A 24,047-nucleotide genomic window follows, 5' to 3' on the forward strand; every position below is an offset into this window, starting at 1 on the left:
CTGGCATGTTAGTACGATTCCCACCGTTTTGGTTAGGAATCCCAGCATGTTATGCCCTCCGGACGCTAAGATGTCGGGATTTCTAACGTGCGCGGCGAGAAGGACACTAAGGTGCCGGGATTTCTAACATGCGCCGCCGACGGGGGCGCTAAGGTGCCGGGGTTTCTAACGTGCACCGGCGAGAAGGACACGCGCACACCGAGAAGGACGCTAAGGTGCCGGGATTCCTAACGCGCACTGCCGCCCGCGTGCCGCCGACCGTGCGCCGTCGGCCGCGCCCCCGCCCCTCCACGCGACGTGCATCAACCGCGGCTACGCTGCAGCTCAGCCCGCGGCGCGCTATACTGCAAAGGTTGCAACCGCAGAGAACCCGACCGCAGGGAGCGATATGAGCACCGCCGACTACAAGACCATGACCACCGCCGAGATTCGCGAGGACTTCCTCCGGTTCTTCGAGGAGAAGGGCTGCAAGCTCTGCCCGTCCTCCTCGCTTGTCCCGGACGACCCGTCGCTGCTGCTCACCAACGCGGGCATGAACCAGTTCAAGGAGTACTACCAAGGCAAGAAGACCATGGCGGAGATCGGCGCCACGTCCTGCCAGAAGTGCCTGCGCACCAACGACATCGACAACATCGGCGACGCCACGCACCTCTCCTTCTTCGAGATGCTCGGCAACTTCTCCTTCGGCGGCTACACCAAGGCCGACGCCATCGCCTGGGCCTACGACTTCATCACCAGCCCGGAGCACCTGGGGCTGCCCAAGGAGCGCCTCTACATGACCGTCTTCGAGGACGACGACGAGGCCATCGAGCTCTGGCACGCCCAGGGCGTCCCGTACGACCACATCTCCCGCCTCGGCGCCGACGACAACTTCTGGGCGGCTGGCCCCACCGGCCCCTGCGGCCCGTGCTCCGAGATCTACTTCGACCAGGGCGAGGAGTTCGGCTGCGGCAAGCCCACCTGCGGCCCCGGCTGCGACGACTGCAACCGCTTCCTCGAGTTCTGGAACCTCGTCTTCACGCAGTACGACCGCCAGGAGGACGGCTCCATGCCGGACCTCCCGCACAAGAACATCGACACCGGCATGGGCCTCGAGCGCATCGCGGCCATCATGCAGCACAAGTCCACCAACTACGACGGCGACCTGCTCCAGAGCCTCATCGCCGTCGGCGCGCGCCTCTCGGGCCGCTCCTACGGCGAGGACGAGTCCGCCGACCGCAGCCTGCGCATCGTGGCCGACCACTCCCGCGCCGTCACCTTCATGATCGGCGACGGCATCCTGCCGGGCAACGAGGGCCGCGGCTACGTGCTGCGCCGCCTGCTGCGCCGCGCGGTCTACCACGGCCGCCTGCTCGGCATCGAGGGGCCGTTCCTCTCCGCCTACGTGGACGAGGTCTGCCGCCTCATGGGTGACGTCTACCCGGCCATCGTCGAGAACCGCGCGCTCATCGAGGGCATCGTCGCCGCCGAAGAGGAGCGCTTCGGCGCCACGCTCGCGGCCGGCGAGGAGAGCCTGAACTCCGAGCTCGAGAGCCTGGCCGAGGGCGCCGTGCTGCCCGGCGAGGTGGCCTTCAAGCTGCACGACACCTACGGCTTCCCCATTGACCTCACGCGCGAGATCTGCGCCGCCGCCGGCTACGAGGTCGACATGGACGCCTTCGACGCCTGCATGACCGAGCAGCGCGAGCGCGCCCGCGCCTCGGCCAACCGCGACGCCTGGGGCACCTTCAACGACGTCTGGACCGAGCTCTCCGACACGCTCGCAGCCACCGAGTTCTGCGGCTACGACGCCAACGAGGCCACGGCCCGCGTCCTCGCGATTGTCGCGGGCGGCGCCTCCGTCGAGCGCGCCGCGGCAGGCGACGAGGTCGAGGTGGTCCTCGACCGCACGCCGTTCTACGCCGAGATGGGCGGCCAGGTGGGCGACACCGGCACGCTGGCCACGGCGGCTGGCGCGCGCCTGCGCGTGAGCGACACGACGTCCCGCGGCAGCCTCTACGCGCACGTGGCGCAGGTGGAGGAGGGCACGCTCGCCGTGGGCGACGAGGTCACGGCCGCGATTGACGCTGGCCGCCGCGAGCTCATCCGCCGCAACCACACGGCCACCCACCTGCTGGACGCCGCACTCAAGAAGGTTCTCGGCGAGCACGTGAGCCAGGCAGGCTCCCTCGTGGCCCCCGACCGCCTGCGCTTCGACTTCACCCACTTCGAGGCCGTCACCGCCGACGAGCTCGCCCGGATCGAGGGCATGGTCAACGCGGAGATCTTCGCCGCCGAGCCCATCGTGACCCGCGTCATGGGCCTCGAGGAGGCCAAGGCCTCCGGCGCTGTCGCCCTCTTTGGCGAGAAGTACGGCGACGTCGTCCGCGTGGTCTCCACCGGCGAGTCCGACGAGCCGTTCAGCCGCGAGCTCTGCGGCGGCACCCACGCCCGCAACACCGCCGACCTCGGCCTCTTCAAGATCGTCTCCGAGAGCTCGGTGGGCTCCAACGCCCGCCGCATCGAGGCCGTGACCTCGATGGGCGCGATCGAGTACCTCGACGAGCGCCTGCTCGTGCTCGACGAGGCGGCCCACGAGCTCAAGTGCCGCCCGACTGAGGTGGCCGAGCGCATCGGCGACCTGCGCGCGCAGGTCAAGGAGCTCGACCACAAGCTCAAGGACGCGCTGCTCGGCGCCTCCTCGGACAAGATCGGCCAGGCCATGGACGCCGCGGTGGACGCGGGCGCCTACAAGGCCGTGATCGCGCGCGTCGACGGCCTGGAGGCCAAGGAGCTGCGCGGCGCCTGGGACACCATCCGCGAGAAGTCCGACGGCCCGGTGGCGTGCCTGCTGGTAACCGTCACCCCCGAGGGCAAGGTCGCCCTGCTCGCCGGCGCCACCGACGCCGCCGTGGCGGCCGGCTTCTCCTCCGGTGACCTCATCCGCAAGGTGGCCGGCTGCGTGGGCGGCCGCGGCGGCGGGCGCCCCAATATGGCGCAGGCCGGCGGCACCGACCCCTCCGGCATCGAGGCTGCGCTCGACGCGGCCCGCGAGGCGCTCGGGCTCGCGTAGCGTGAGGGTCCTCGCGCTTGACATAGGCGAGAAGCGTACGGGCGTGGCCGTGAGCGACCCGACGGGCCGCGTGGCCTCGCCCGTGTGCGTGCTGCCCTCCGCCGAGGTGCTCGCTCACGCCGCAAGCTTCCGCCGCGTGCTGGAGGACTGGGAGCCCGAGGTTCTTCTCGCCGGGCGACCCATGACGCTGGCGGGGGAGGACGGCCCCCAGGCCGAGCGTATCAAGTCCCAGGCCGAATCGATAGCCGCACGCTGCGGACTTCCTCTGGAGTTTGCCGACGAGCGGCTGTCCTCGGCCGAGGCGAAGCGTATCCTGAGGGAGCAGGGCCTCTCTGAGCGAGCCATGCGCGGCAAGGTCGACATGGTCGCGGCCTCCCTGTTCCTGCAGTCCTGGCTCGACGCCAGGCAGATCTGAAAGAGCACGATGGCTACATCTGACGGCAACGCCCCCAAGCACGGTGCCTCCCACTTCGGCGGCGGCGCCCCTCGCGCAAACTCGTCGGCCCGCGCGCCGCGCCCCGTGGTGGGCGCGCCCTCCGCGCAGCGGCCCGGCTCCGTCACGTCCCACTCCGCCCTCACCACCGGCCGGGTCTCCAGCCGCACCGCGGCGGCCACCCGTCGCGCGGGCAGCCACAACGTCCGGCGCGCCCCGCGTCGCCCCGGTGGCGGGCGGACGGTTGGGATCGTCGCGGGCGTAGTGGCGGCCGTTGCCGTGGTGGCCCTTCTGGCGTTTGTGGTGGTGCCCTCCTTTCTCGCGCCGTCCGATGACTCCGCGCAGGCCCCGCAGGTCGCGGCCGGCACGCAGGTGACCGTCACCATCCCGGACGGCTCCGGCGCCACCCAGGTGGCCCAGATCCTCTACGACAACGGCGTCATCTCCGACCAGGGCGAGTTCCTCGGCCAGGCCCGCCGCACCGAGGCGGAGTCCCAGATGAAGAGCGGCACCTACCTCTTCACCGCCGGCGCTGATCTCGGCTCGGTGATCGACCTTCTGGTTGCGGGCCCCAACGCCGGTACCACGCTCACGATCCCCGAGGGCTACACCCTCGCGCAGATCGCGCAGGCCGTGGAGCAGGCCTGCGGCATCCCCGCCGCCGACTTCACCGCCCAGGCAACGGTCGCCAACTACGCGGCCGACTACGACTTCCTCTCCGGCGTGAGCCAGGAGTCGCTCGAGGGTTTCCTTTTCCCGATGACCTACACCTTCAACGAGGACGCCGTGAGCGCCGACCAGGTCATCCGCGCCATGCTCGACCAGATGGGCACCGAGCTCTCCGCCCTTGACATGAGCTTCCCCCAGAGCCGCGGCCTCAGCGTGGCCGAGGTGGTCAACCTCGCCTCCATCGTGGAGAAGGAGGCCACGCCCGACACGCGCGCCCAGGTCGCCGGCGTCATGTACAACCGCCTCGACACGCCGGGCGCCCCCACCTACGGGCTGCTCCAGTCCGACGCCACCACGGCCTACTCCGTGGGGCACGAGCCCTCGCCCGAGGAGCTCAACAACGCGTCGGACCCCTACAGCACTTACGTCAACCAGGGGCTCCCGCCCACGCCGATCTGCAGCCCGAGCCGCGACTCGCTCCAGGCGGTCTGCTCCCCGGACCAGACGATGATCTCCGACGGGTACTTCTACTTCTACTACTGGACCAACGACGCCGGCGAGACCGAGTGCGCCTTCTCGCGTACGCTCGACGAGCACAACGCCGCGATCAGCAACTCCTAGGGGGACTATGGCGCTCCTGCGCGCCACGCGCTACGTGGCCTCCCTGCCGCAGGTCGACATCGGCTGGCTCCTGTCCGAGGGCGTGGAGCTGGTGCTTCTGGACCGCGACAACACCTGCGTCCCGCGCGACGCCCGCACGGCCCCGGCCGCGGTGGCGGCCTGGCTCGACGCGGCGCGCGCGGCGGGGCTCGAGCTCTGCCTGGTATCCAACAACTTCCACACCTCCCAGGTGAGCCGCTCGGCGCGGGAGCTGGGGGTGGACTTCGTGGACCACGCGATGAAGCCGCTGCCGCTGGCGCTGCGCCGCGCGATGCGCCTCCATGGCGCAACTGCCGAGAAGACCGTGATGATCGGCGACCAGGTCTTCACCGACGTGGCGGCCGGCAACCTCGCCGGCGTGCGCACGGTGCTGGTGCGCCCGCAGTCCCGAAGCGACCTCTGGTACACGCACGTCTTCCGCGTCTTCGAGCGCCTCGCGCTCGCCGGCGTCACCTTCGACGGCGAGTAGCGCGCGGCTGCGGCTGCCCGGGTGCCAGGGTGCGCTGTCCCGGTGCCGTTGCCGCTGCGCCGTTGCCCCCCCTGTGCCGTTGCCGCTGCGCCGTGCGTTAGGAATCGCGGCATCTTTGGTTCTCCGGGGCGGTTTGGTTAGGAATTGCTGCATCTCTGGTTCCTGGCGGGCGATTTGGTTAGAAACCGCCGCGCTTTCTGCCCGTCGGAGCAAAAGATGCGTTGATTCCTAACGGCCCGGAGGCGCACGGGCAAAAGGTGCGCCGGTTCCTAACACCCGGCGCATGGGGCGAGAAGAACCGCGAGAAGGAACGGCGAGAAGAACCGCGAGAAGAGCCCTCGGCCCGGGAGCGCCTAGCGGCGCGGCCGATATCACCAGAATTTGTGATTTGCCCCGCATGAAGACCGTACCGAGAGGCCCTGGTTTTCCACCCGTCGCGGGCACTGGTAGAATCGTGCCCGGATTATTGGTTTGTCGAAGGAAGAGGGGCGCGGTGCCGCAGGGTTCGGGATACGTCGTCCACGAGGGGTGCGACCACATCTTCTTCGTGGGGTTTCTCGGCGCGGGGAAGTCGACTCTCGCCCGCAACCTCGGTGCGCTCTTCCACCGCCCGCACGTGGACACCGACCGCCTTGTGGAGCGCCGCCTTGGCAAGAGCGTGGCGGAGATCTTCGCCGACGAGGGCGAGGACGCCTTCCGCGATGCCGAGACGCGCGAGCTCTCCCGGCTCTCGGGCCGCAAGTCGCTGCTCGTGAGCTGCGGCGGGGGCATCGTGGAGCGCCCGGAGAACTGCGAGCTCATGCACGAGATGGGCGTGGTGGTCTACCTGGACGGGGACCTCGAGGACTCCCTGCGGCAGATTCGCCGCCCGGAGCGCCGGCCCGACCTCGGCTCGGCCGAGCACGCGCGTGAGGTCTACCGTCACCGTCGGCCGCTCTACCAGGGCGCGGCGGACCTCACCATCGACATCCGCGACAAGACGTTCGAGCAGGTGGCCCTTGAGTCGGGCCAGCTGCTCTGGGAGAGGGGCCTGCTATGAGCGAGAACACGCCCGAGGAGAGGGAGCCGCAGGAGGACGCGCCGGCGGCGGCCGCACCTGAGCCGGAGGCCGCGTCGGCGTCCGAGTCGGCGGCGGCCGCACCTGAGTCCACGGCGGCCGAGCCGGGGACGGAGTCCGCGTCAGCCGCACCGGAGCCGGCCCCCGCACCCGCACCGACCCCCGAGCCCGCCAAGCCCGCGCCGGCGAGAAGGGCCACGCGCCAGTGGGTCACCCTGCGCAACGGCTCGATGGACCTGCGCGTGGGCACCGGCACCCTGTCGGATCTGCCCCACGCGCTGCGCTCGGCGGTGGGCCGCCCGCACGGCTGCCTGCTCGTCCACGAGCCGGAGGCGCCCGAGAGCGCCGTCGACGCCCTGCGACGCAACCTCTCCGACCAGGGCTTCGAGCTCTCGGTAGCGCAGACGCCCTTCGCCGGGTGCGACCTCGCGGCGGTCGGCTCCCTAGGCGAGCTCCTCGCCGAGCGGGGCGTGACCGCTGACGACCTCGTCGTGGCCGTCGGCGGCTACCGGACGCTCTCCGTGGCGTCGTTTGCCTGCGCGTCGTGGTGCGGCGGAGTGTCGCTCGCCGAGGTGCCGCTCGACCCGTCCGCCGCCCTGCTCGCCGGCCCCACGCCGCGCGCCCTCGACCTGCCGGGCCTGCCGCGGATGGTCGCGCAGAACGGCTCGGCGCGCTTCTACGCCATCGACACCGAGGTTGCGTGCTGCCCGGTGGGCACCGAGGAGATGGCCTGCGCCTTCGCGCTCATGGTGCAGACCGCCATGTGCGACTCTGACCGCGCCTTCGGCCGGCTCTGGGACGCGGCCGATGACCTCGTGGCCGGAGACGTCGACGCCCTCCAGACGCAGCTGCAGGACAGCGTCAAGACCCGCGGCAAGGTGGTCGCGTCCACCTCGGCGGCAGTGCGCCAGTCCATCGAGTACGGCACGACCTTCGCCCGCGCGCTCGGCTCGCTGGTGGGGGAGCGCGTCGGCGCCTCGGTCCTTCTCGCCGACGGCCTGCGCTTCGCGGCGCGTCTGGGCGTGGCCACCGAGTCGCTCTCCATCGACGACATGCTCGCCCAGGACGAGCTGCTCGAGCGCCTCGGTGTGGGCACCACGCCCGCGCCCGTGGACGCCGACGCCCTCGTGGACGCCCTGCACGCCGAGCGCTACCGCCGCTCGCGCCGCTTCATGCTGGCGGTCCCGCGTGCGCTCGGCCGCGTGCGGCTCTCCGCCGTCGCCGACGAGACGCTCGCCGAGCACGTGGGCGCCTGGTGCGCTACCCGCCCCGCCTAGCGACCAACCCCGGCGCGTCCGCGCCGGGCCACCCATTTTTCTGTTGAGACCGTCACGAGAGAACCAAGGAGAATCGAGAAGAACATGGCTGACCAGAAGACCATCGACGGACGCGTCGCGCGCCTGCGCACGCTCATGGCGGAGCGCGGCTACGACGCCGTCATCCTGCGCAACAACCCCGACCTGCGCTGGCTCACCGGCGCCGAGCGCACCTTCGACCTCGAGGTCGCGCACACCGCGGTGGTGAGCGCCGAGCGCCTGTGGCTCCACACCGACTCGCGCTACTACAACACCTTCGTCGAGCGCATCGGCACGGACGGCCCCTGGGAGCTCGACATGGAGGTCACCTCGCCGGCCGAGTGGGCCGCACGGCGCGTGGCCGAGGCCCGCGCCCGCGTGGTGGCCGTGGAGGACACCTGCGACCTCGCCTTCTTCGACGCCTTCGGTACCGCCTGCGCGGCGGCCAGCATCGCCTGCCTCACCCCGCGCCTGCACGGCGACATCTGCGACCTGCGCATGGTCAAGGACGCCGAGGAGATCGAGCTCATGGGCCGCGCCCAGCAGGTGACCGACGCCGCCTTCGACCACATCTGCGGCTTCATCCACGCCGGCCAGACCGAGCAGGAGATCCGCGTGGAGCTCGAGAACTACATGCTCTCCCACGGCGCCGACTCCCTCTCCTTCGGCACGATCATCGCCGCCGGCCCCAACGGCGCCAACCCGCACGCCCAGCCGGGCCCCTACGTGGTCCAGGAGGGCGACCTCATCGTCATGGACTACGGCGCCGGCTACCACGACTACCACTCCGACATGACCCGCACCGTCTGCGTGGGCGAGCCGAGCGACGAGCAGCGCGCCGTCTACGACGTGGTGCGCCGCGCCCACGAGGCCTGCGCCGCCGCCATCCACGCCGGCGTCATCGGGCGTGACATCCACAACACCGCGGTGAGGGTCATCTCCGAGGCCGGCTACGGCGACTACTTCGGCCACGGCCTCGGCCACGGCGTCGGCCTCGAGATCCACGAGCGCCCCAACTTCAACCGCAGCTGGGACCGTCCCGTGCCCGCCGGCTCGGTGGTCACCGTGGAGCCCGGCATCTACCTGCCCGGCCGCTTCGGCATCCGCCTTGAGGACTTCGGCGTGGTCACCGAGGACGGCTATAAGCCCTTCACCCGCTCTACCCACGACCTCGTGGTGGTCGGTCGCTAGGCGAGAAGGACCCGCGGGTCCGCTGCGGGCCTCCCCAGCCTTCGCTTCGTGCCCCGTGCGCAGATACCCTCTGCGCACGGGGCACGTTCTTTCTGCCGTGCGTTCTTCTCGCCGAGCGGGGTTCGCGGCTTGGCGAGCGGTACCTCTTTTGCGGGTGAGCGGCAGCAAAAGTCGGATCTGTTTGCTTCACGGGGTGTACACAAGTTGCTAGAATATGGACGGCACGTGGAGCAACGGGGGAGAAGTTGTGCAGGGGGAACCTGTTTCTGCGCGTGCATGTAGGTAGGTAAGAGTCCGCGTTTTGTAGAAGGAGGTAAGCGGTGGTTAGCATTGTTCTAGCCAGTCACGGCACGTTCGCCGAGGGCATCAAGATGTCCGGCCAGATGATCTTTGGCCCGCAGGAGAACGTCGCTGCCGTGACGCTCATGCCCGAGATGGGGCCTGACGACCTCAGGGCAAAGCTGCTCGAGGCCGTCTCAGGCTTCGAGGACCAGGACCAGGTCCTGTTCCTGGTTGACCTCCAGGGCGGCACGCCCTGGAACCAGGTCTCGCTGCTGCTCAGTGAGGAGGGGCACGAGAACTGGGTGGCCGTCGGCGGCATGAACCTGCCGATGCTCATCTCGGCCTACGGCGCCCGCATGGGTGCCGAGACTGCCGCTGACGTGGCCAAGGAGATTTATCCCGAGGCCAAGGCCGGCGTCTGCATCAAGCCCGAGGAGCTCGCTCCCGCGGAGGCAGCCCCTGCCGCTCCCGCGCCTGCGGCTGCCCCGGTCGGCGCCATCCCACCGGGCACGGTCCTCGGTGACGGTCACATCAAGATCGCCCACTGCCGCGTTGACACCCGTCTGCTCCACGGCCAGGTGGCGACCACCTGGACCAAGCAGGTCAACCCCGACCGCATCATCGTGGTCTCCGACGGCGTCTCGCACGACGAGCTCCGCAAGACCATGATCGTCCAGGCGGCGCCTCCGGGAGTCAAGGTCCACGTCGTCCCGATCTCCAAGATGATCGAGGTCTCCAAGGACCCGCGCTTCGGCGCCACCAAGGTCATGCTGCTCTTCGAGACGCCGCAGGACGTGCTCAAGTGCGTCGAGGCGGGCGTGGACATCAAGAACGTCAACCTCGGCTCCATGGCCCACTCGGTGGGCAAGGTCGTCGCCACCAACGCGATCGCGCTTGACCAGGCGGACATCGACTGCCTCGAGAAGCTCCGTTCCGAGGGCGTCGAGTTCGACATCCGCAAGGTCCCGGCCGACTCGCCGGAGAACTACGACGCGATGATCAAGAAGGCCGAGTCCGAGCTGGCGGCCCAGGCCCAGGCATAAGAAGGAGGGAAACATGTCGGTACTTACAATCATCCTGATTGTCCTCGTTGCCTTCCTCGCCGGCATGGAGGGCATCCTCGACGAGTTCGAGTTCCACCAGCCGCTGGTGGCCTGCACGCTCATCGGTCTGGTGAGCGGCCACCTCGAGGCCGGCATCATTCTCGGCGGCACCCTGCAGATGATGGCCCTCGGCTGGGCCAACATCGGCGCCGCCGTCGCCCCTGACGCGGCCCTGGCCTCCACGGCTTCGGCCATCCTCATGGTCATTGCCCTCAACGGTGGCACCGAGCAGTCCGAGGCCATCTCCACGGCCATCGCCGTGGCCGTGCCGCTGTCCGTGGCAGGCCTGTTCCTGACCATGATCGTCCGTACGCTGGCCATCCCCATCGTCCACGGCATGGACGCCGCCGCTGCCAAGGGTAACTTCGGCACCATCGACGCGCTCCAGATCGTGGCCATCTGCATGCAGGGCGTCCGCATTGCCATCCCGGCCGCCGCGCTTTGCTTCATCCCGCAGGAGGCCGTCACGGCCGCCCTCAACGCCATGCCCGCCTGGCTCACCGACGGCATGAGCATCGGTGGCGGCATGGTCGCCGCCGTCGGCTACGCGATGGTCATCAACATGATGGCGACTCGCGAGGTCTGGCCGTTCTTCGTGCTCGGCTTCGTGCTCGCCGCCATCTCCGAGCTCACCCTGATCGCCCTGGGTGCCATCGGCATCTGCCTGGCCCTCATCTACCTGGGCCTCAAGGAGCTTGCTAAGTCCGGTGCCGGCGCCGCCGGCTCGGGCGACCCGCTCGGCGACATCCTGGACGACTACGAGTAGGAAGGGAGGTAGAGACACATGGCAGACAAGATCACCCTTACCAAGCAGGACCGAATCAAGGTCTGGTGGCGCCACCAGTTCCTGCAGGGCTCCTGGAACTACGAGCGTATGCAGAACGGCGGCTGGTGCTACTCCATCATCCCGGCCATCAAGAAGCTCTACACGAACAGGGATGACCAGATTGCGGCGCTCAAGCGTCACATGGAGTTCTACAACACGCACCCCTACGTCTCCTCGCCGGTCATGGGCGTCACGCTCGCCCTCGAGGAGGACCGCGCCAACGGCGCCCCGATCGACGACGCCGCCATCCAGGGCGTCAAGGTCGGCATGATGGGCCCGCTCGCCGGCGTCGGCGACCCGGTGTTCTGGTACACCGTCCGCCCGCTGCTCGGCGCGCTCGGCGCCTCCCTCGCCATGGGTGGCTCCATCGCCGGCCCGATCATCTTCTTCGTGGCCTGGAACGTCATCCGCATGGTCTTCGAGTGGTACACGCAGGAGTTCGGCTACAAGCTGGGCACCTCCATCACCAACGACCTCTCCGGCGGCCTGCTCGGCAAGATCACCGAGGGCGCCTCGATCCTCGGCATGTTCGTCATCGGCTCGCTGGTCGAGCGCTGGGTGTCCATCACCTTCGCGCCCGTGGTCTCCTCGGTGCCGCTTGACACCGGCGCCTACATCGACCCGGCCGCCCTTGACGCGGTGGCCCAGGAGAGCGGCGTGGGCTCCGCGATTCTGCAGGCCCTCTCCGACCAGGCGTCCGGCCTCGCCCTCTCGGCGACCAAAGTCACCACGCTCCAGCAGAACCTCGACAGCCTGATCCCGGGCCTCGCGGCCGTGGGCGTCACGCTGCTGTGCTGCTGGCTGCTCAAGAAGAAGGTCTCGCCGATCGTCATCATCATCGGCATGTTCGTCGTGGGCATCGTCGGCCACCTCATCGGCCTGCTCTAGTCCCGCAGCGCACGACCTCTCGGGGCCGCGTCGCCGCCTGAAGTGTCACAATGACCTTCGGCGGGGCGCGGCCCCGCACTTTGTGCGCCCGTTCTTCGCACCCGTCACGAGAGGAGGGGGCAGGGCATGGCCCAGTCCCAGAACACCCAGGTCGACCTCACCGTGCGAGCCACCTCGTTCATGGGGCTCGCCGAGTACGGCAACATGATGATCGGCGACCGCGCGCTCGAGTTCTACAACGAGCGCAACGTCGAGGACTATATCCAGATCCCCTGGGACCAGATCGACCACGTCTCGGCAAGCGTCATGTTCGGCGGGAGGGTCATCGCGCGCTGGGCCGTCTTCACCGTGGGCGGCGCCAGCTACTCGTTCTCCACGCGCGACAACCGCGCCGCGCTCAGGGCCATCCGCGCGCACATCGGCGGCGAGAAGCTCCTGCGCTCGGCTACCTTCTTCGGGGTGATCCGCGCCGGCCTCGTTGGCATCTGGCACCGCATCACGCGCCGGGGGTAGCACGCGCGGCCCTGACACATGCCTCCGCCCCTCGCTCACGTGCTAAACTAGGTGGCTGTACGTATGCACGCAAGGGGTAGAAAGGCGTTTCATGGCAACCATCAGCACCGCAGACTTCAAGAACGGCATGGGCCTCAGGATTAACGGCAAGTACTACACGATCGTCGAGTTCCAGCACGTCAAGCCCGGCAAGGGCGGCGCCTTCGTGCGCTACAAGATCCGTGACCTCAAGAGCGGCCGCGTGATCGACCAGACCTGCAATGCCGGTACCAAGTTCGAGAACGTGCAGCTCATCACCAAGGAGATGCAGTACCTCTACAACGACGGCGACTCCTACTACTTCATGGACAACGAGACCTACGAGCAGATCGCCGTTCCCGCCGACTTCATCGGCGACAACGCCAAGTGGTTCAAGGAGAACGACAACGCCAGCCTCCTCTACGCCGACACCGAGCTCCTGGGCGTCGAGCCGCCGATGTTCATCGAGGTCGAGATTACCCAGACCGACCCGGGCTTCAAGGGCGACACCGTCCAGGGCGGCACCAAGCCGGCCACCATCGAGACCGGCGCCGTGCTCCAGGTCCCGATGTACCTCAACCAGGGCGAGGTCATCAAGGTCGACACCCGCGACGGCGGCAAGTTCGTCAGCCGCGTCTAGGAGCCGGGCCACAGCGACTCAGAGATCGCATCCCCCGGGGCGTCCGGGGTCCTGCCCGCGGCCGCGTGCGGCCGCGGGCGTTTTGTCGACGGCGCACGCCGCCTGCCCGCAGCGGGGCTGGCTGTCGTGTCCGGCTGACTCGTCCGTCCGCCTGTCCGTCCGCAGCCGGCCCGCCCGCCAACGGGTATACTGTCTAGGATACGGGTGCATCAACCAAGGGAGGTCCTCCATGGCCGAAAGCGAGCTTCACGTCTCCGGCATCGGCATCTCCAGGGATGTCGTCTCCACGATCGTCTCCATCGCCGCGCGCCGCGTCGAGGGCGTGGCCTCGGTCGGCGGCAACGACATCGCCTCGAGCCTCATCTCGGTCTTCACGAGCAGGAGCCTCTCCCCGGAGAAGGCCGTCGAGTCCTTCGTCGAGAACGACGAGCTCCACCTCACGGTGCACCTCGCCGTGTTCTACGGCTACCCCTTCACCAAGCTCGCGGCCGACGTCCGCGAGGAGGTCGCCCGCGCGGTGGCCGAGCAGATCGGCGTGGGGGTCTCCGCCGTCGACGTGTGCATTGACAGTCTCGTCTTCCCCAAGGAGTAAGCGTACGTGAGCACTCACTTCGGCGGGCGCACCCTCGCCCGCAGCCAGGCCCTGCAGCTGCTGTTCCAGTCCGAGGCCAACGGCCGCTCGGTCATCGAGACCCTTGACGGGGACTACGCCCTCTCGCAGGGCCCGCTCGACGACTACGCGCGCCAGCTCGCCCTTGGCTGCGACGAGACGCGTCCGGACCTCGACGCCGTCATCTCCATGCGCTCGGCCACGTGGTCGCTCTCGCGCATGAACGCCGTGGACCGCAACCTCCTGCGGCTCGCGCTCTACGAGATGCTCCACGTTCCCGAGGTCGACGTTGCCGTCACCATCGACGAGTGCGTGGAGCTCGCCAAGGCCTACGGCACCGACGAGTCCTCGCGCTTCGTGAACGGCGTGCTCGGCCGCGTGGCCGACGACCTGGAGGCCGGCGTGGACGTGGTGGCCGTGGCCCGCGAGGACGCCCGCCGCAGGGCAGAGGAGAGGCGCGCTGCCGAGGAGAGGGCGGCCGCTGAGGCCGCGGCGGCCGAGGAGGACGTTGCGACCGAGTCCGCCGACTCCGCCGACTCCGACGGCCCCTCCGAGCCCACGGACAGCCCGGAAGGGAACGACTAGCCGTGGCCCGCGTCGACGTCTCGCGCTACCAGACCTTCGGCGAGATCACCGAGCGCCTGGACGACATCGTGGCCCAGGTGCGCGACAAGGGCGTCTCGCTGGAGCGCTCGCTCGACCTCTTCGACGAGGCCATTGCGCTCGGCTCCAAGGCCGTGAGCCTCGTCGACGCCACGGACTTCTCGCCCGAGGAGGAGGCCCGCCTGGCCGAGGCCCCCTCGGAGCCTGCCGGGCAGGCCGCGGTCCCGGACCAATCCGGCGAGAAGGACGGTGACGCCGCGGGTGCGGCCGACGAGCCTGCCGACGAGCGCACCGACGCCGAGCCGGCCGCCGACGCGCCCGCCCCGGCAGACGGGCGCTAGGGTGCCCCGCCGCCGACGGCTCGACGCCGAGCTCGTCGAGCAGGGGTTCTTCTCGACAAGGGACGAGGCGCTGCGCGCCGTGATGGCCGGTGAGGTCTCCACCACCGACCGTCGCCTCACCTCGCCCGGGGAGCAGGTCCTCCCCGGCATCCCCCTGCACGTGAGGGGCCGCTCGCGCTACGTGAGCCGCGGCGGCCTCAAGCTGGAGCGCGGGCTCGACGCCTTTGGCGTGGACCCCTCCGGGCTCGACTGCCTCGACGTGGGCTGCTCCACCGGCGGCTTCACCGACTGCCTGCTCAAGCGCGGCGCCGCCTCGGTCACCGCCGTCGACGTGGGCTACGCGCAGTTCTCCTGGGAGCTGCGCGGCGACGCGCGCGTGCGCCTGCTCGAGCGCACCAACGCGGTCGACCTGCCGGCGCTTGTCGGCACCGACGTCGTCGACCTGGCTGTCTGCGACGTCTCCTTCACCTCCGTCCTCACCGTGCTGCCCGCGGTGCTGGCGCTACTGCGCCCGGGCGGGACCTTCCTCACGCTCGTGAAGCCGCAGTTCGAGGCCGCGCGCGACGAGGTGGGGGAGGGCGGCGTGGTGCGCGACCCCGCGGTGCGCGCCTCCGTGCTCGACCGGGTGCGCGCCGCCTTTGAGGAGGCGGGCCTCTCCGTGCGCGGGACCTGCGAGAGCCCGATCACCGGCCACAAGGGCAACGTCGAGTATCTGCTCTGCGCGGACGCGCCGGGGTATACTGGGCAGGACGAACCCCGCTGACCAAGACCAAGAGAAAGGCCGCCAACCGTGAAGGTCCTCATCGTCCCCAACTACGCGCGCGAGGACGCCATGGAGAGCGCCCGCCGGCTCGAGTCGTGGCTTGACGACGAGGGCATCGACGTCGCGTGGGCGCACGACAAGAAGCGCTTCCCCGACGCGGAGGACTCCGCCGACGACTGCGCGCTCGTGGTCTCGCTCGGCGGCGACGGGACGCTGCTGCGCGCGGCGCGGATCGTGGGCTACGCGGGCGTGCCCATCGTGGGCATCTCCTACGGCCACCTGGGCTTTCTCACCGCGGCCGGCCCGGAGGACCTGCTCGCCACCGTGCGCGACGCCCTCGCCGGCGAGCTTCACGTCTCCCGGCGCGCCACCCTGGACATCGAGTGCGAGTTCGAGCGCGAGGACGGCGGCTCCTACACGCGCCACAGCTTCGCCCTGAACGACTTCGCGCTCTCGCGCGGCGGCGCGGGCGACATGGTGGAGTTCGACGTCTCCGTCTCCGGCAAGCACATCGACCGCCTGCGCGGGGACGGCTTCGTGGTCTCCACGGCCACCGGCTCCACCGGATACGCGCTCGCGGCCGGCGGCCCCATCGTGACGCCGGAGTTCACCGGCATGGTCTGCGTGCCCATCGCGCCGCACACCATCATGGCCCGCGCGTTTCTGACCTCGCCGTCTGATGTGGTGGAAATCGAGATGAGCCCCGAGCGCCCGGCCATGCGCCACTTCTTCGCGGACGGCCAGCCCGTGCACCGCGAGAAGGGCAGCGTGGGCGTGCGCGCCTGCGTGCGCCGCGGCCCCGGTGACGTGATCTTGCTGGACCGCAGCAGCCAGAGCTTCTACGACTCGGTCTCCCGCGTGTTCTACGGCCAGGTGGGCAAGTAGTGGCGGCGGGCGAGAAGGACGGCGTGACCGTGGCACACTGCGGCCGGGCGCTCCCGCGTCCCGCCACCCCTGACGGCGAGAAGGACGGTGCGGTCGCATGATCGACGAGCTGCACGCGCGCGACGTCGCGCTCATCCATGATGCAACCATCGAGCCGGCCGCGGGCCTTACGGTGCTCACGGGCGAGACGGGCGCCGGCAAGTCCGCGCTGCTCTCCTCCGTGAAGCTTCTGGTGGGGGAGCGTGCCGACGCGGGCATGGTCCGCGAGGGCGCCTCCTCGCTCGAGGTGGAGGGTCGGCTCTTCCTGCGCGGGGACGACGAGGACGGCACCGTGGTGCGCCGCCGCGTCTCCGCCGACGGCCGCGGCCGCGTTGAGCTCGACGGCCACATGGCGAGCGTCCGCGAGCTCGCGGCGCGCGTGGGGGCCTCGGTCGACCTCTGCGGCCAGCACGAGCACCAGCGGCTCCTCTCCCAGCAGACGCACGTGGAGCTGCTCGACGCGTGGGTCGGCGTCCCCGCGGCCGACGCCCTGGCCACCTACCGCGATGCCCTGGCGGCCGCCTGCGACGCCGCCGCTGAGCTGGAGCGCGTCCGCGAGCTGGGGCGCTCCACCGGCGAGAAGCTCGACGAGGCCGCCTTCGTCCTGCGGCGCATCGACGAGGTGGACCCGCGCGAGGGCGAGCTCGAGGAGATCGAGGCGCAGCTGCCGCGCGTGGAGCACGGCGAGGCGCTCATGGCCGCGGCCGCCGGCGCGCGCGAGGCGCTCTCCGGCGACGGCGGGGCCTGCGACGCGCTCTCCGATGCGGTCCGCGCGCTCGAGGAGGCCGCGGGCTACGACGCTGCGCTCGGCAGGTGGGCCTCCGCGCTGAGAAGCGCGCTCATCGACGTGGAGGACGTGTCCTCCGAGCTGCGCGACTACGCCGACGAGGTGGACTTTGACCCGGAGGAGCTCGAGCGGCTTCAGACGCGCCTCGCGAGCCTCGAGGGCCTCAGGCGTGCCTACGGGCCGACGATGGCCGACGTGCTCGCCCGGCGCGAGGAGGCCCGGCAGGTCGTGGCGGCCGCGAGCGACGGCGGCGAGCTCGAGCGGCAGGCGGCCGCGGAAGTGGCGCGCCGCGAGGACGCGCTCGCAAGGGCGGCCGACGCGCTCGACGCGGTGCGCGCGGAGGCGGCCCCGCGCCTGGCGGCGGCGGTCACCGAGCAGATGGCCTCGCTGGAGATGGGGTCGGCCTCGCTCGAGGTGGCGCAGGAGCGCCTGTCCCGCGCGGAGTGGGGGAGCCACGGTCCTTCTCGCGTGGAGTTCCTCTACCGCCCGGGCGCCGGCCTCACGGCACGGCCGCTGCGCAAGATCGCCTCGGGCGGCGAGGTCAGCCGCGTGATGCTGGCGGTGAAGGTGGTGCTCGGCGAGGCGGACGACTGCGAGACGCTCGTCTTTGACGAGGTCGACGCCGGCGTGGGCGGCGCCACGGCGGTGGCGCTCGCGGGCGTGCTCGCGCGGCTGGCAAGGACCCACCAGGTGATCGTGGTCACGCACCTCGCGCAGGTGGCCGTGGTGGCCGAGAAGCACTACCTGGTGCGCAAGTCCGAGGGCGCCTCCGGCGTGCCCGAGACCACGCTCACGGAGATCTCCGGCGAGGAGCGCGTGGCCGAGGTGGCCCGCATGCTCTCCGGCGACACCGGCGAGACGAGCCGCGAGCTCGCGCGCGAGATGCTGGCCGCCCGCGGGAGGGCGTAGGCGCGTGGCGCCTTTTGGCGGGCTGACGGTTTGCGTGTTCGTGTTGCCATCACCGCCCTTGGCCCGCCGCCGCAGGAGGCCGCCTCGCCGTCGCCTCAGCTCGCCGATCTGCAAAAGATTTATCATCCCCGTCTCAGGTCTATGAAGGCGGTCCAAGAACCAAGGTTCTTCTCGCCACCTGCGGATCCGTAGAAAATTTAGTAATTTACTATCCTGAGATGAGGGTGACAACGCCAGCGGGCGGGGGCTTTGAGCCCGGCGCGCCTGCGGGCTTGCGGTGCGGCGCGGTTGTGCGAGAATGACGGCAGACGTCGAGAGGAGCGCACATGGCTGAGAGAGACGCACGTCGCAGGACCAACGGCGGCCGCACGGGTCGGGAGGGGCGCGGGCCGAGCCGCGCGGCGCAGGCAAGGCGCCACGTCGAGGAGATGGCGCGCTCGCTTCCGGAGGAGATCTCCCGCGCCGTGGCCGGGACGCGCTCCTTTGACGGCGCGCCGGCCCCGCAGGTCGCCGAGCCGTGCATGCCCTCGGTTTCCGTGACCGACGAGGACAGCGTCGCGGCCGTGCTGCGCCTGGGCCGCGGCATCGCCTCGGCGTGCGACCTGGCGGTCCTTGACTTCGCCTCGTTCACGCAGCCGGGCGGCGGCTACGAGCGCGGCGCCTGGGGCCAGGAGCAGGCGCTCTGCGCGGACAGCTTCCTCTACAACGTGCTCGCCGAGAAGGCGAGCTGGTATGCCGAGAACCGTCGGCGCAACATCAACTGCCAGCTCTTCCGCAACCGCGCGCTCGTGGTGCCGCGCGTCCGCTTTGAGCGCGACGGCTACCACTCCTACGCCGACGTCATCGTGGCTGCGGCCCCGGACGCGCGGCGCGCCCGCGAGGAGTACCGCGTGGGGGAGGACGCCCTCGCGGCGGCGCTTGCGGACCGCGTGCGGATGGTGATGGCGATCGCCGACGAGCTCGGGCACAAGAAGCTCGTGCTCGGGGCCTTTGGGTGCGGCGTCTTCGGCTGGGACGCGGCGCAGGTGGCCGAGGCCTTCCGCGTCGAGCTCGCGAGCGGGACGCACGCGGCGTCCGAGGTGACCTTTGCCGTGCCGCGCGGGCGCGCAGACGAGCACCTCGAGGTCTTTGAGCACGCGTTTGTGACGTTTCCCGAGGTCAACGCCGCGCCGTACGTGAGCCGTGCCGCGCGGGCCGCCGCGGAGGCCGCGCGTGCCGACGAGGCCGCGGCCGAGGAGGAGGACGACTGGCGCCAGTACCTGTAGGGTGGCGCCGGGGGCGCACTGTCTCCGGACGTTCTGCAGCCCAGAACCGTCCAGAAACGGTGCGCGCCATTGAGGAGGCACTGTTTCCGGACGAAATGGAACGTCAGACCGTCCGAAAACGGTGCGCGCACCGTCGCCGCGTGCAGCCGTCCCGCCCCGCTGCGGCCCCACCGCCCCCGCTACCCGCGCCGCCGCGCGCGGCCGAGTGCCATCCCTGCGGCGGCGAGCGCCACGGCGAAGAGCGCCGTGAGCCCCGTCTGCGCCGCCACCGACGCCACGAGCCCGCCCGTCGTCCCCGTGGCGGCGTACACCTCGCCGAGCGCGTGGACGACCCACCAGACGGGTGTGAGGCGCGCCACGGCCGTGACCGCCGCGCCCATGCTGGCCTGCTGAACCCACGTCCCGCCGAGGAAGGTCAGCACCATCGAGCCGATGTTGCCGGCCGCGTGCGCCAGGTCCCCGGTGGCCCCGAGGCTCCAGAGCAGGTACCCGAAGGCGGCCCCCACGCAGGCCAGCGCGAGCAGCGGGGCCTGCGCCAGCAGCACCAGCCGCGCGTCGGCCGCGGCAAGCGAGCCCGCGCACCACAGCGCCCCGAGCGCCTCGACCGCCGCCCAGACCGCAAGTCCCACGCCCAGGCACGCAAGCGCGAGCTGCGCCCCGCGCGCCGTCTCGGTGAGCGGGGCGGCCAGGAGCCGCTGCGTGACCGGCTGGTCGCGCCCGAGCGAGCGCAGCCCGCAGGCAACCAGTATCGCCGTCCCGCCAAAGAGCGCGTAGGTCGAGAACTGCATGTAGACGAGGTAGTCGCTCGGCAGTCCGGCCTCCTCGGCCTCGATGACGCCCACCTCGAGCCGCGTCTCGGCCTCCCCGCGCGCCTGCCGCGCCACGCCCACGGCCTCCTCCGCGGTAAGGTCCGTCTCGGCGAGCAGTGCGTAGAGCTGCTGCGCCCCGGCGCGCACCCGCTCGTCGGCAAGGGACCCGCGCGCGTCGCTGTAGCTCACCACGCACTCCAACGCGGGCGGCTCGGCGCCGGCGCGCGCGGCGGCCTCGAGGCCCTCCCCGTAGCCCTCCGGGATCACGAGCACGTAGTTGGCGAGGTCCTTGGCCGCGGCGTCCTGCAGCGCGTAGGTGGTGTCGGGCAGCTCCACGAGCTCGCCTTCCTCGGCCGCCCACGCGGCGAGCGCCCCCGACACCGCCGAGCCGTCCCGGTCGATCACGGCCACGGTGGGCCGGACGGCCTCGTAGGGGCCGGACCCCGTGCCCACGTAGGAGGCCATGAGCCACCCGAACGCCGCGAGCGCGACCACGTAGATGGCCAGAAGCCCGCGATGCCGCAGGACCACCCGTCCGGCGAGCCTAAAGAGCTGCATAGCGCTGCCTCCTCATGAAGAGTGCCGACACGGCGAGAAGAACGGCGGAGATGGCCAGGAGCGCGCCCACCGACTGGGCGAAGGGCGCGAGCGAGTCGTAGTACGCGAGGCGATAGAATGTCTCGCCGACCTGCACCGCGGGGTTTGCCGCCTGGACGAGCGGCGCGTTCGCGGAGAGCCAGTCGGCCAGGCGCTGCGACGGCTCTCCGAAGAGCCCGGCCGGCAGCGACAGGCCCATCGTGGCGACGGTGCAGACGACGTCCTTGGCGCTCGTGGAGACGCGCGGCAGCGAGCCGATGAGGGCGCCCACGGCGCAGCTCACGAGCGCGCACGCCGCGCAGGCCGCCACGGCGAGCCCCTCCCGCCCGCCGAAGGAGACCCCCACGACGAGGCGCATGTAGAGCAGCGCCACCACCAGGCACGCAAAGACCACGACCCACGCGGCGAGCAGGGAGCTGGCGAGCTGAGCCACCGGGCCCACCGCGCCGAGCTGGCGCCTGGCGCCCGCGGGCGTGCCGTCCGCGCGCTTGGAGACCACGAGCAAAAGCGCCACCTGCGCGCCCATGAGGCTCGAGAAGCCGAGCATTGCGTAGTAGTAGCGCGCGAACTCGCTCGACTCGGTGCGCAGGACGGAGAGGCGCTCGGTGGTCGCGTCGTCGCCGGCGAGCGCCGAAGCCAGCCGCACGGCCGCACCGGGGGAGGAGAGCGCCTCGGGCGCGACCTCGGCCACGGTCGCAAGCGTCGCCGAGACCTGCAGGGAGCGCTCCAGCACGAGCTGCACCACCGCCTGGTCCACGGTGCCGGACTCGCGCGCGGGGACCTCCATGCGCGGCGCGGCCCCCGCCGCGGCCACGACGTAGGCGCAGACCTCCCCGGACCGTGCGGCCTCGGCGGCCGCCGCCTCGTCGGGGTAGCGCACGGCGTTGATTGGCGCGTCGTCGCCGGAGGAGAGTTCCTCGAGCGCGCCCGCGAGCGCCTCGGTGCCCTCGGACCCGTCGGAGACCACGCCCACCGCCGCGGCCTGCGTGCCGCCAGCCGGCACGCCGTCGAACATGAACATGAAGACCGTGGCCAGAAGCAGCGGGAACAGGAGCACCCAGATGACCACGCCACGGTTGCGCAGCGCCTGCAGGAGGTCGAAGCGCATGAGCGAGAAGACCGAGCGCACGGCATCCACCCCCTAGTCCCTGAGCTCGCGGCCGCAGAGCTCGAGGAAGACGTCGTTCAGGGTGGGCGGCTCGCTCCAGACGCGCCCCACCTCGACGCCCGCGGCCGCGAGCGCCTCGAGGACGTCCACGAGGCCGTGGGCCGAGGGCGCGCAGTCCACCTTGAGCTCGCCCGCGTCGTAGGCGGCGCGCGCCACGCACGGCAGCCCCTCGAGCCCCACCATCACCTCCGGCGCCGGCGGCGCGCACTCCACCACGATCTTCTCGCCCACGTCCACGAGGCGCTTGAGCTCGTCGCAGGTGCCCTCGGCGATGGCGCGCCCGGCGTCCATGATCATGACGCGCCCGCAGATCTGCTCGACCTCCTCCATGTAGTGGCTCGTGTAGACCACGGTGGCGCCCGCGTCGCGCAGGTGGCAGATCCCGTCCAGGATGGCCCCGCGGCTCTGCGGGTCGACCGCCACGGTGGGCTCGTCGAGGAAGAGCAGCTCGGGGCCGTGCGCGATGCCGCAGGCTATGTTGAGGCGCCGCGCCAGGCCGCCTGAGAGCTGGCGCGGCCGCTGCCGGGCGTGGCCGGAGAGCCCCACGAAGTCCAGCGCCTCGTCCACGAGGCGGGCGCGCTCGCGGCGGTCGCGCACGTAGAGGGCGCAGAAGGCGTCCACGTTCTCCCGCACGGTGAGCTCGTCGAGCACCGCCACCTGCTGCGGCACCACGCCCACGCGTCGCTTGAGGTCGCGGCGGTCGGGCGCCATCTCCTCGCCGAAGAGGCGGATGGTCCCGCGGTCGTAGGAGAGCAGCTGCAGGACGCAGTTGATGGCCGTGGTCTTGCCGCAGCCGTTTGGCCCCAGAAGGCCGAAGATCTCCCCCCGGCCGATGTGCAGGTCAAAGTGGTCGAGCGCGACCCGCGACCCGTAGCGCTTCACGAGCCCCTCCACGCTGACGATCTCCTCCATGGCGCCTCCTTCGCGCGTCCGACGCGAGCTTCCGTGCCGGCGTACCCTCTGGCCCCGCGTTGGCGTACCTCGCCGACCCAGCGTCGCCGTACCCCACCGTGCCCAGTGTCGGCGCACCCCGCCCCGCGCGGAAGTGACTTCTGTCACGAGTCGGCGGGAGGGCGGCCGCTCGGCCGTGACATTTGTCACGACGTGCTCCCCATCACCCCAGCCACGGCGAGAAGAACCTCGCGGCTGCTAGAATCGGCCCATGGAGAGGATCGCAGACAAGCTCGTGGTGCTTGCGTGCTGCGCGGGGACGCTCGCGCTCACGGGGACGGGGCCGGCCGTGGCGGCGTCGCTGCTCGTGGCGGTGACGTGCGCGTTTCTTGCCGAGGCCGTGCCCGGGCGCGCGGGGCTCGTGCTGACGGTCGCGCCCTGCGCGCTTGCACTGGCGGTCCCGGCCGCCGCGGCCTTCGTGGCGCCCGCTGCCTACGACCTCGCGCGCCGCCGGCCCTGGCTCGCCGCCGTGGCCGCGGCGGCGCCGCTCGCGGTCGCCTGGTCGGGGGCACTGCCCGCGCCGGCCGCCGCCACGGCGCTTCTGGCCTGCGGGTGCGCCGTCCTTCTCGCCCGCCGGACCGACCGTGCGCTCGCGCAACGCGCCGAGAACCTGCGCGTGGCCGACGACCTGCGGGAGCGCTCGCTGGTCCTGGAGGGCAAGGTGCGCGAGACGCTCGACGCGCAGGACTACGAGGTGCGCCTGGCCACGCTCTCCGAGCGCTCCCGCATTGCCCGGGAGATTCACGACAGCGTGGGGCACCTGCTCACGCGTGCCGTCGTGCAGGTGGAGGCGCAGCGGGTGGTCCATGCGGGCGAGCCCTGCGAGCAGGATTTCGCCGCCGTGGCGGGGACGCTGCGCGAGGCGCTCGACGAGGTACGCGCGAGCGTGCACGACCTGCGCGACGACGCCTGCGACCTCTCTGTGCAGGTGCGCGCGGCCGTCGAGGCGGCCTGCGCGGGGACGCGGGTGGCGCCGACCTGCCGAGTGGAGGCCGGCGAGGCCCCGCCGACGGTCGCGAGCTGCCTGCTGGCGGTGGTGCGCGAGGCGCTCTCCAACGTGCTGCGCCACTCGGACGCGCGGCACGTGAGCGTGGAGCTCGCCGAGCACCCGGGGCTCTGGCGGCTGCGGGTGGCGGATGACGGGTCGGCCCCGGCGGTCCCGGCTGTCTCGGTGACCCCGACAGCTCCGGCCATCCCGTCCGTCCCGGCGGCCCCCTCCGCCCC

The 24,047-nt window shown here is 71.1% G+C and carries 23 protein-coding genes; 20 read left to right on the forward strand and 3 right to left on the reverse strand.

Going from position 1 to position 24,047, the window contains the following annotated elements:
- Window positions 1-388 precede the first annotated feature (388 nt).
- From alaS to H9X80_RS07240, 19 genes are all read left to right on the forward strand, one after another.
- Entirely contained in the window at window positions 389-3,052 is a 2,664-nt protein-coding gene (gene alaS, locus H9X80_RS07150; protein ID WP_204793660.1) for an alanine--tRNA ligase, read from the forward strand.
- 1 nt (window position 3,053) lies between these two features.
- Window positions 3,054-3,467, forward strand: coding sequence for a Holliday junction resolvase RuvX (gene ruvX / locus H9X80_RS07155; protein ID WP_204793661.1), 414 nt, complete (start codon window positions 3,054-3,056; stop codon window positions 3,465-3,467).
- A gap of 9 nt (window positions 3,468-3,476) precedes the next feature.
- On the forward strand, window positions 3,477-4,775 hold the full coding sequence (gene mltG / locus H9X80_RS07160) for an endolytic transglycosylase MltG (protein WP_204793662.1): 1,299 nt from the start codon (window positions 3,477-3,479) through the stop codon (window positions 4,773-4,775).
- Window positions 4,776-4,782: 7 nt separating this feature from the next.
- Window positions 4,783-5,283, forward strand: coding sequence for a YqeG family HAD IIIA-type phosphatase (locus tag H9X80_RS07165; RefSeq protein ID WP_204793663.1), 501 nt, complete (start codon window positions 4,783-4,785; stop codon window positions 5,281-5,283).
- Between the two features lie 493 nt (window positions 5,284-5,776).
- Window positions 5,777-6,322 (forward strand): shikimate kinase, encoded by a 546-nt coding sequence (locus tag H9X80_RS07170; RefSeq protein ID WP_342590890.1) that lies wholly within the window; start codon window positions 5,777-5,779, stop codon window positions 6,320-6,322.
- Window positions 6,319-7,617, forward strand: coding sequence for a 3-dehydroquinate synthase (locus H9X80_RS07175; protein WP_204793665.1), 1,299 nt, complete (start codon window positions 6,319-6,321; stop codon window positions 7,615-7,617). Before H9X80_RS07170 ends, H9X80_RS07175 begins: the two co-directional genes overlap by 4 nt.
- Before the next feature lie 84 nt (window positions 7,618-7,701).
- Window positions 7,702-8,826, forward strand: a complete 1,125-nt coding sequence (locus tag H9X80_RS07180; protein ID WP_204793666.1) for a M24 family metallopeptidase — start codon at window positions 7,702-7,704, stop codon at window positions 8,824-8,826.
- A gap of 320 nt (window positions 8,827-9,146) precedes the next feature.
- A complete protein-coding gene (locus H9X80_RS07185) occupies window positions 9,147-10,151 on the forward strand; it encodes a PTS sugar transporter subunit IIB (protein WP_204793667.1) in 1,005 nt (334 codons plus the stop codon).
- A 13-nt stretch (window positions 10,152-10,164) separates the two neighbouring features.
- Window positions 10,165-10,977, forward strand: a complete 813-nt coding sequence (locus H9X80_RS07190; RefSeq protein ID WP_204793668.1) for a PTS mannose/fructose/sorbose transporter subunit IIC — start codon at window positions 10,165-10,167, stop codon at window positions 10,975-10,977.
- 18 nt (window positions 10,978-10,995) lie between these two features.
- Window positions 10,996-11,925 (forward strand): PTS system mannose/fructose/sorbose family transporter subunit IID, encoded by a 930-nt coding sequence (locus tag H9X80_RS07195; protein ID WP_204793669.1) that lies wholly within the window; start codon window positions 10,996-10,998, stop codon window positions 11,923-11,925.
- Between the two features lie 126 nt (window positions 11,926-12,051).
- Window positions 12,052-12,438 (forward strand): DUF956 family protein, encoded by a 387-nt coding sequence (locus H9X80_RS07200; RefSeq protein ID WP_204793670.1) that lies wholly within the window; start codon window positions 12,052-12,054, stop codon window positions 12,436-12,438.
- 91 nt (window positions 12,439-12,529) lie between these two features.
- Window positions 12,530-13,096, forward strand: a complete 567-nt coding sequence (gene efp / locus H9X80_RS07205) for an elongation factor P (protein ID WP_204793671.1) — start codon at window positions 12,530-12,532, stop codon at window positions 13,094-13,096.
- Window positions 13,097-13,325: 229 nt separating this feature from the next.
- On the forward strand, window positions 13,326-13,688 hold the full coding sequence (locus H9X80_RS07210) for an Asp23/Gls24 family envelope stress response protein (RefSeq protein ID WP_204793672.1): 363 nt from the start codon (window positions 13,326-13,328) through the stop codon (window positions 13,686-13,688).
- Window positions 13,689-13,694: 6 nt separating this feature from the next.
- Complete coding sequence (gene nusB / locus H9X80_RS07215) at window positions 13,695-14,291, forward strand: transcription antitermination factor NusB (RefSeq protein WP_204793673.1); 597 nt, start codon at window positions 13,695-13,697, stop codon at window positions 14,289-14,291.
- A gap of 2 nt (window positions 14,292-14,293) precedes the next feature.
- Window positions 14,294-14,650 carry an exodeoxyribonuclease VII small subunit gene (locus H9X80_RS09135; RefSeq protein ID WP_342590891.1) on the forward strand — a complete coding sequence of 119 codons (357 nt, stop codon included), beginning with the start codon at window positions 14,294-14,296 and terminating at the stop codon, window positions 14,648-14,650.
- Between the two features lies 1 nt (window position 14,651).
- Window positions 14,652-15,413: a TlyA family rRNA (cytidine-2'-O)-methyltransferase gene (locus tag H9X80_RS07225; RefSeq protein ID WP_204793674.1), complete on the forward strand. Its 762-nt coding sequence runs from the start codon at window positions 14,652-14,654 to the stop codon at window positions 15,411-15,413.
- A gap of 27 nt (window positions 15,414-15,440) precedes the next feature.
- Window positions 15,441-16,298 carry an NAD(+)/NADH kinase gene (locus H9X80_RS07230; RefSeq protein WP_204793675.1) on the forward strand — a complete coding sequence of 286 codons (858 nt, stop codon included), beginning with the start codon at window positions 15,441-15,443 and terminating at the stop codon, window positions 16,296-16,298.
- A gap of 97 nt (window positions 16,299-16,395) precedes the next feature.
- On the forward strand, window positions 16,396-18,033 hold the full coding sequence (gene recN, locus H9X80_RS07235; protein WP_204793676.1) for a DNA repair protein RecN: 1,638 nt from the start codon (window positions 16,396-16,398) through the stop codon (window positions 18,031-18,033).
- A 326-nt stretch (window positions 18,034-18,359) separates the two neighbouring features.
- Window positions 18,360-19,298 (forward strand): TIGR02452 family protein, encoded by a 939-nt coding sequence (locus H9X80_RS07240; protein WP_204793677.1) that lies wholly within the window; start codon window positions 18,360-18,362, stop codon window positions 19,296-19,298.
- A gap of 179 nt (window positions 19,299-19,477) precedes the next feature.
- Here H9X80_RS07240 and H9X80_RS07245 read toward each other — a convergent pair whose 3' ends face one another.
- Genes H9X80_RS07245 through H9X80_RS07255 form a run of 3 tightly spaced genes read right to left on the reverse strand, consistent with a single transcriptional unit; the run spans window position 19,478 to window position 22,784 of the window.
- Window positions 19,478-20,665, reverse strand: coding sequence for an ABC transporter permease (locus H9X80_RS07245; protein WP_204793678.1), 1,188 nt, complete (start codon window positions 20,663-20,665; stop codon window positions 19,478-19,480).
- Entirely contained in the window at window positions 20,652-21,842 is a 1,191-nt protein-coding gene (locus tag H9X80_RS07250; protein ID WP_204793679.1) for an ABC transporter permease, read from the reverse strand. The genes H9X80_RS07245 and H9X80_RS07250 overlap by 14 nt, the downstream gene beginning before the upstream one ends.
- 3 nt (window positions 21,843-21,845) lie before the next feature.
- Window positions 21,846-22,784 (reverse strand): ABC transporter ATP-binding protein, encoded by a 939-nt coding sequence (locus H9X80_RS07255; protein WP_204793680.1) that lies wholly within the window; start codon window positions 22,782-22,784, stop codon window positions 21,846-21,848.
- Between the two features lie 250 nt (window positions 22,785-23,034).
- Between H9X80_RS07255 and H9X80_RS07260 the strand changes: the two genes are divergently transcribed.
- On the forward strand, window positions 23,035-24,047 hold a 1,013-nt coding region (locus H9X80_RS07260; protein WP_239471780.1), incomplete at its 3' end, for a sensor histidine kinase.

Source organism: Olsenella profusa (assembly GCF_016900315.1).
In the GTDB taxonomy this organism is placed as follows: domain Bacteria; phylum Actinomycetota; class Coriobacteriia; order Coriobacteriales; family Atopobiaceae; genus Thermophilibacter; species Thermophilibacter profusus_A.

Coding starts and splice junctions, on each gene's coding strand:
- alaS (WP_204793660.1), top strand. CDS start 389: ATGAGCACCGCCGACTACAAGACCATGACCACCGCCGAGATTCGCGAG.
- mltG (WP_204793662.1), top strand. CDS start 3,477: ATGGCTACATCTGACGGCAACGCCCCCAAGCACGGTGCCTCCCACTTC.
- H9X80_RS07195 (WP_204793669.1), top strand. CDS start 10,996: ATGGCAGACAAGATCACCCTTACCAAGCAGGACCGAATCAAGGTCTGG.
- H9X80_RS07255 (WP_204793680.1), bottom strand. CDS start 22,784: ATGGAGGAGATCGTCAGCGTGGAGGGGCTCGTGAAGCGCTACGGGTCG.
- H9X80_RS07245 (WP_204793678.1), bottom strand. CDS start 20,665: ATGCAGCTCTTTAGGCTCGCCGGACGGGTGGTCCTGCGGCATCGCGGG.
- H9X80_RS07165 (WP_204793663.1), top strand. CDS start 4,783: ATGGCGCTCCTGCGCGCCACGCGCTACGTGGCCTCCCTGCCGCAGGTC.
- H9X80_RS07175 (WP_204793665.1), top strand. CDS start 6,319: ATGAGCGAGAACACGCCCGAGGAGAGGGAGCCGCAGGAGGACGCGCCG.
- H9X80_RS07240 (WP_204793677.1), top strand. CDS start 18,360: ATGGCTGAGAGAGACGCACGTCGCAGGACCAACGGCGGCCGCACGGGT.
- efp (WP_204793671.1), top strand. CDS start 12,530: ATGGCAACCATCAGCACCGCAGACTTCAAGAACGGCATGGGCCTCAGG.
- H9X80_RS07210 (WP_204793672.1), top strand. CDS start 13,326: ATGGCCGAAAGCGAGCTTCACGTCTCCGGCATCGGCATCTCCAGGGAT.
- H9X80_RS07190 (WP_204793668.1), top strand. CDS start 10,165: ATGTCGGTACTTACAATCATCCTGATTGTCCTCGTTGCCTTCCTCGCC.
- H9X80_RS07180 (WP_204793666.1), top strand. CDS start 7,702: ATGGCTGACCAGAAGACCATCGACGGACGCGTCGCGCGCCTGCGCACG.
- recN (WP_204793676.1), top strand. CDS start 16,396: ATGATCGACGAGCTGCACGCGCGCGACGTCGCGCTCATCCATGATGCA.
- H9X80_RS07200 (WP_204793670.1), top strand. CDS start 12,052: ATGGCCCAGTCCCAGAACACCCAGGTCGACCTCACCGTGCGAGCCACC.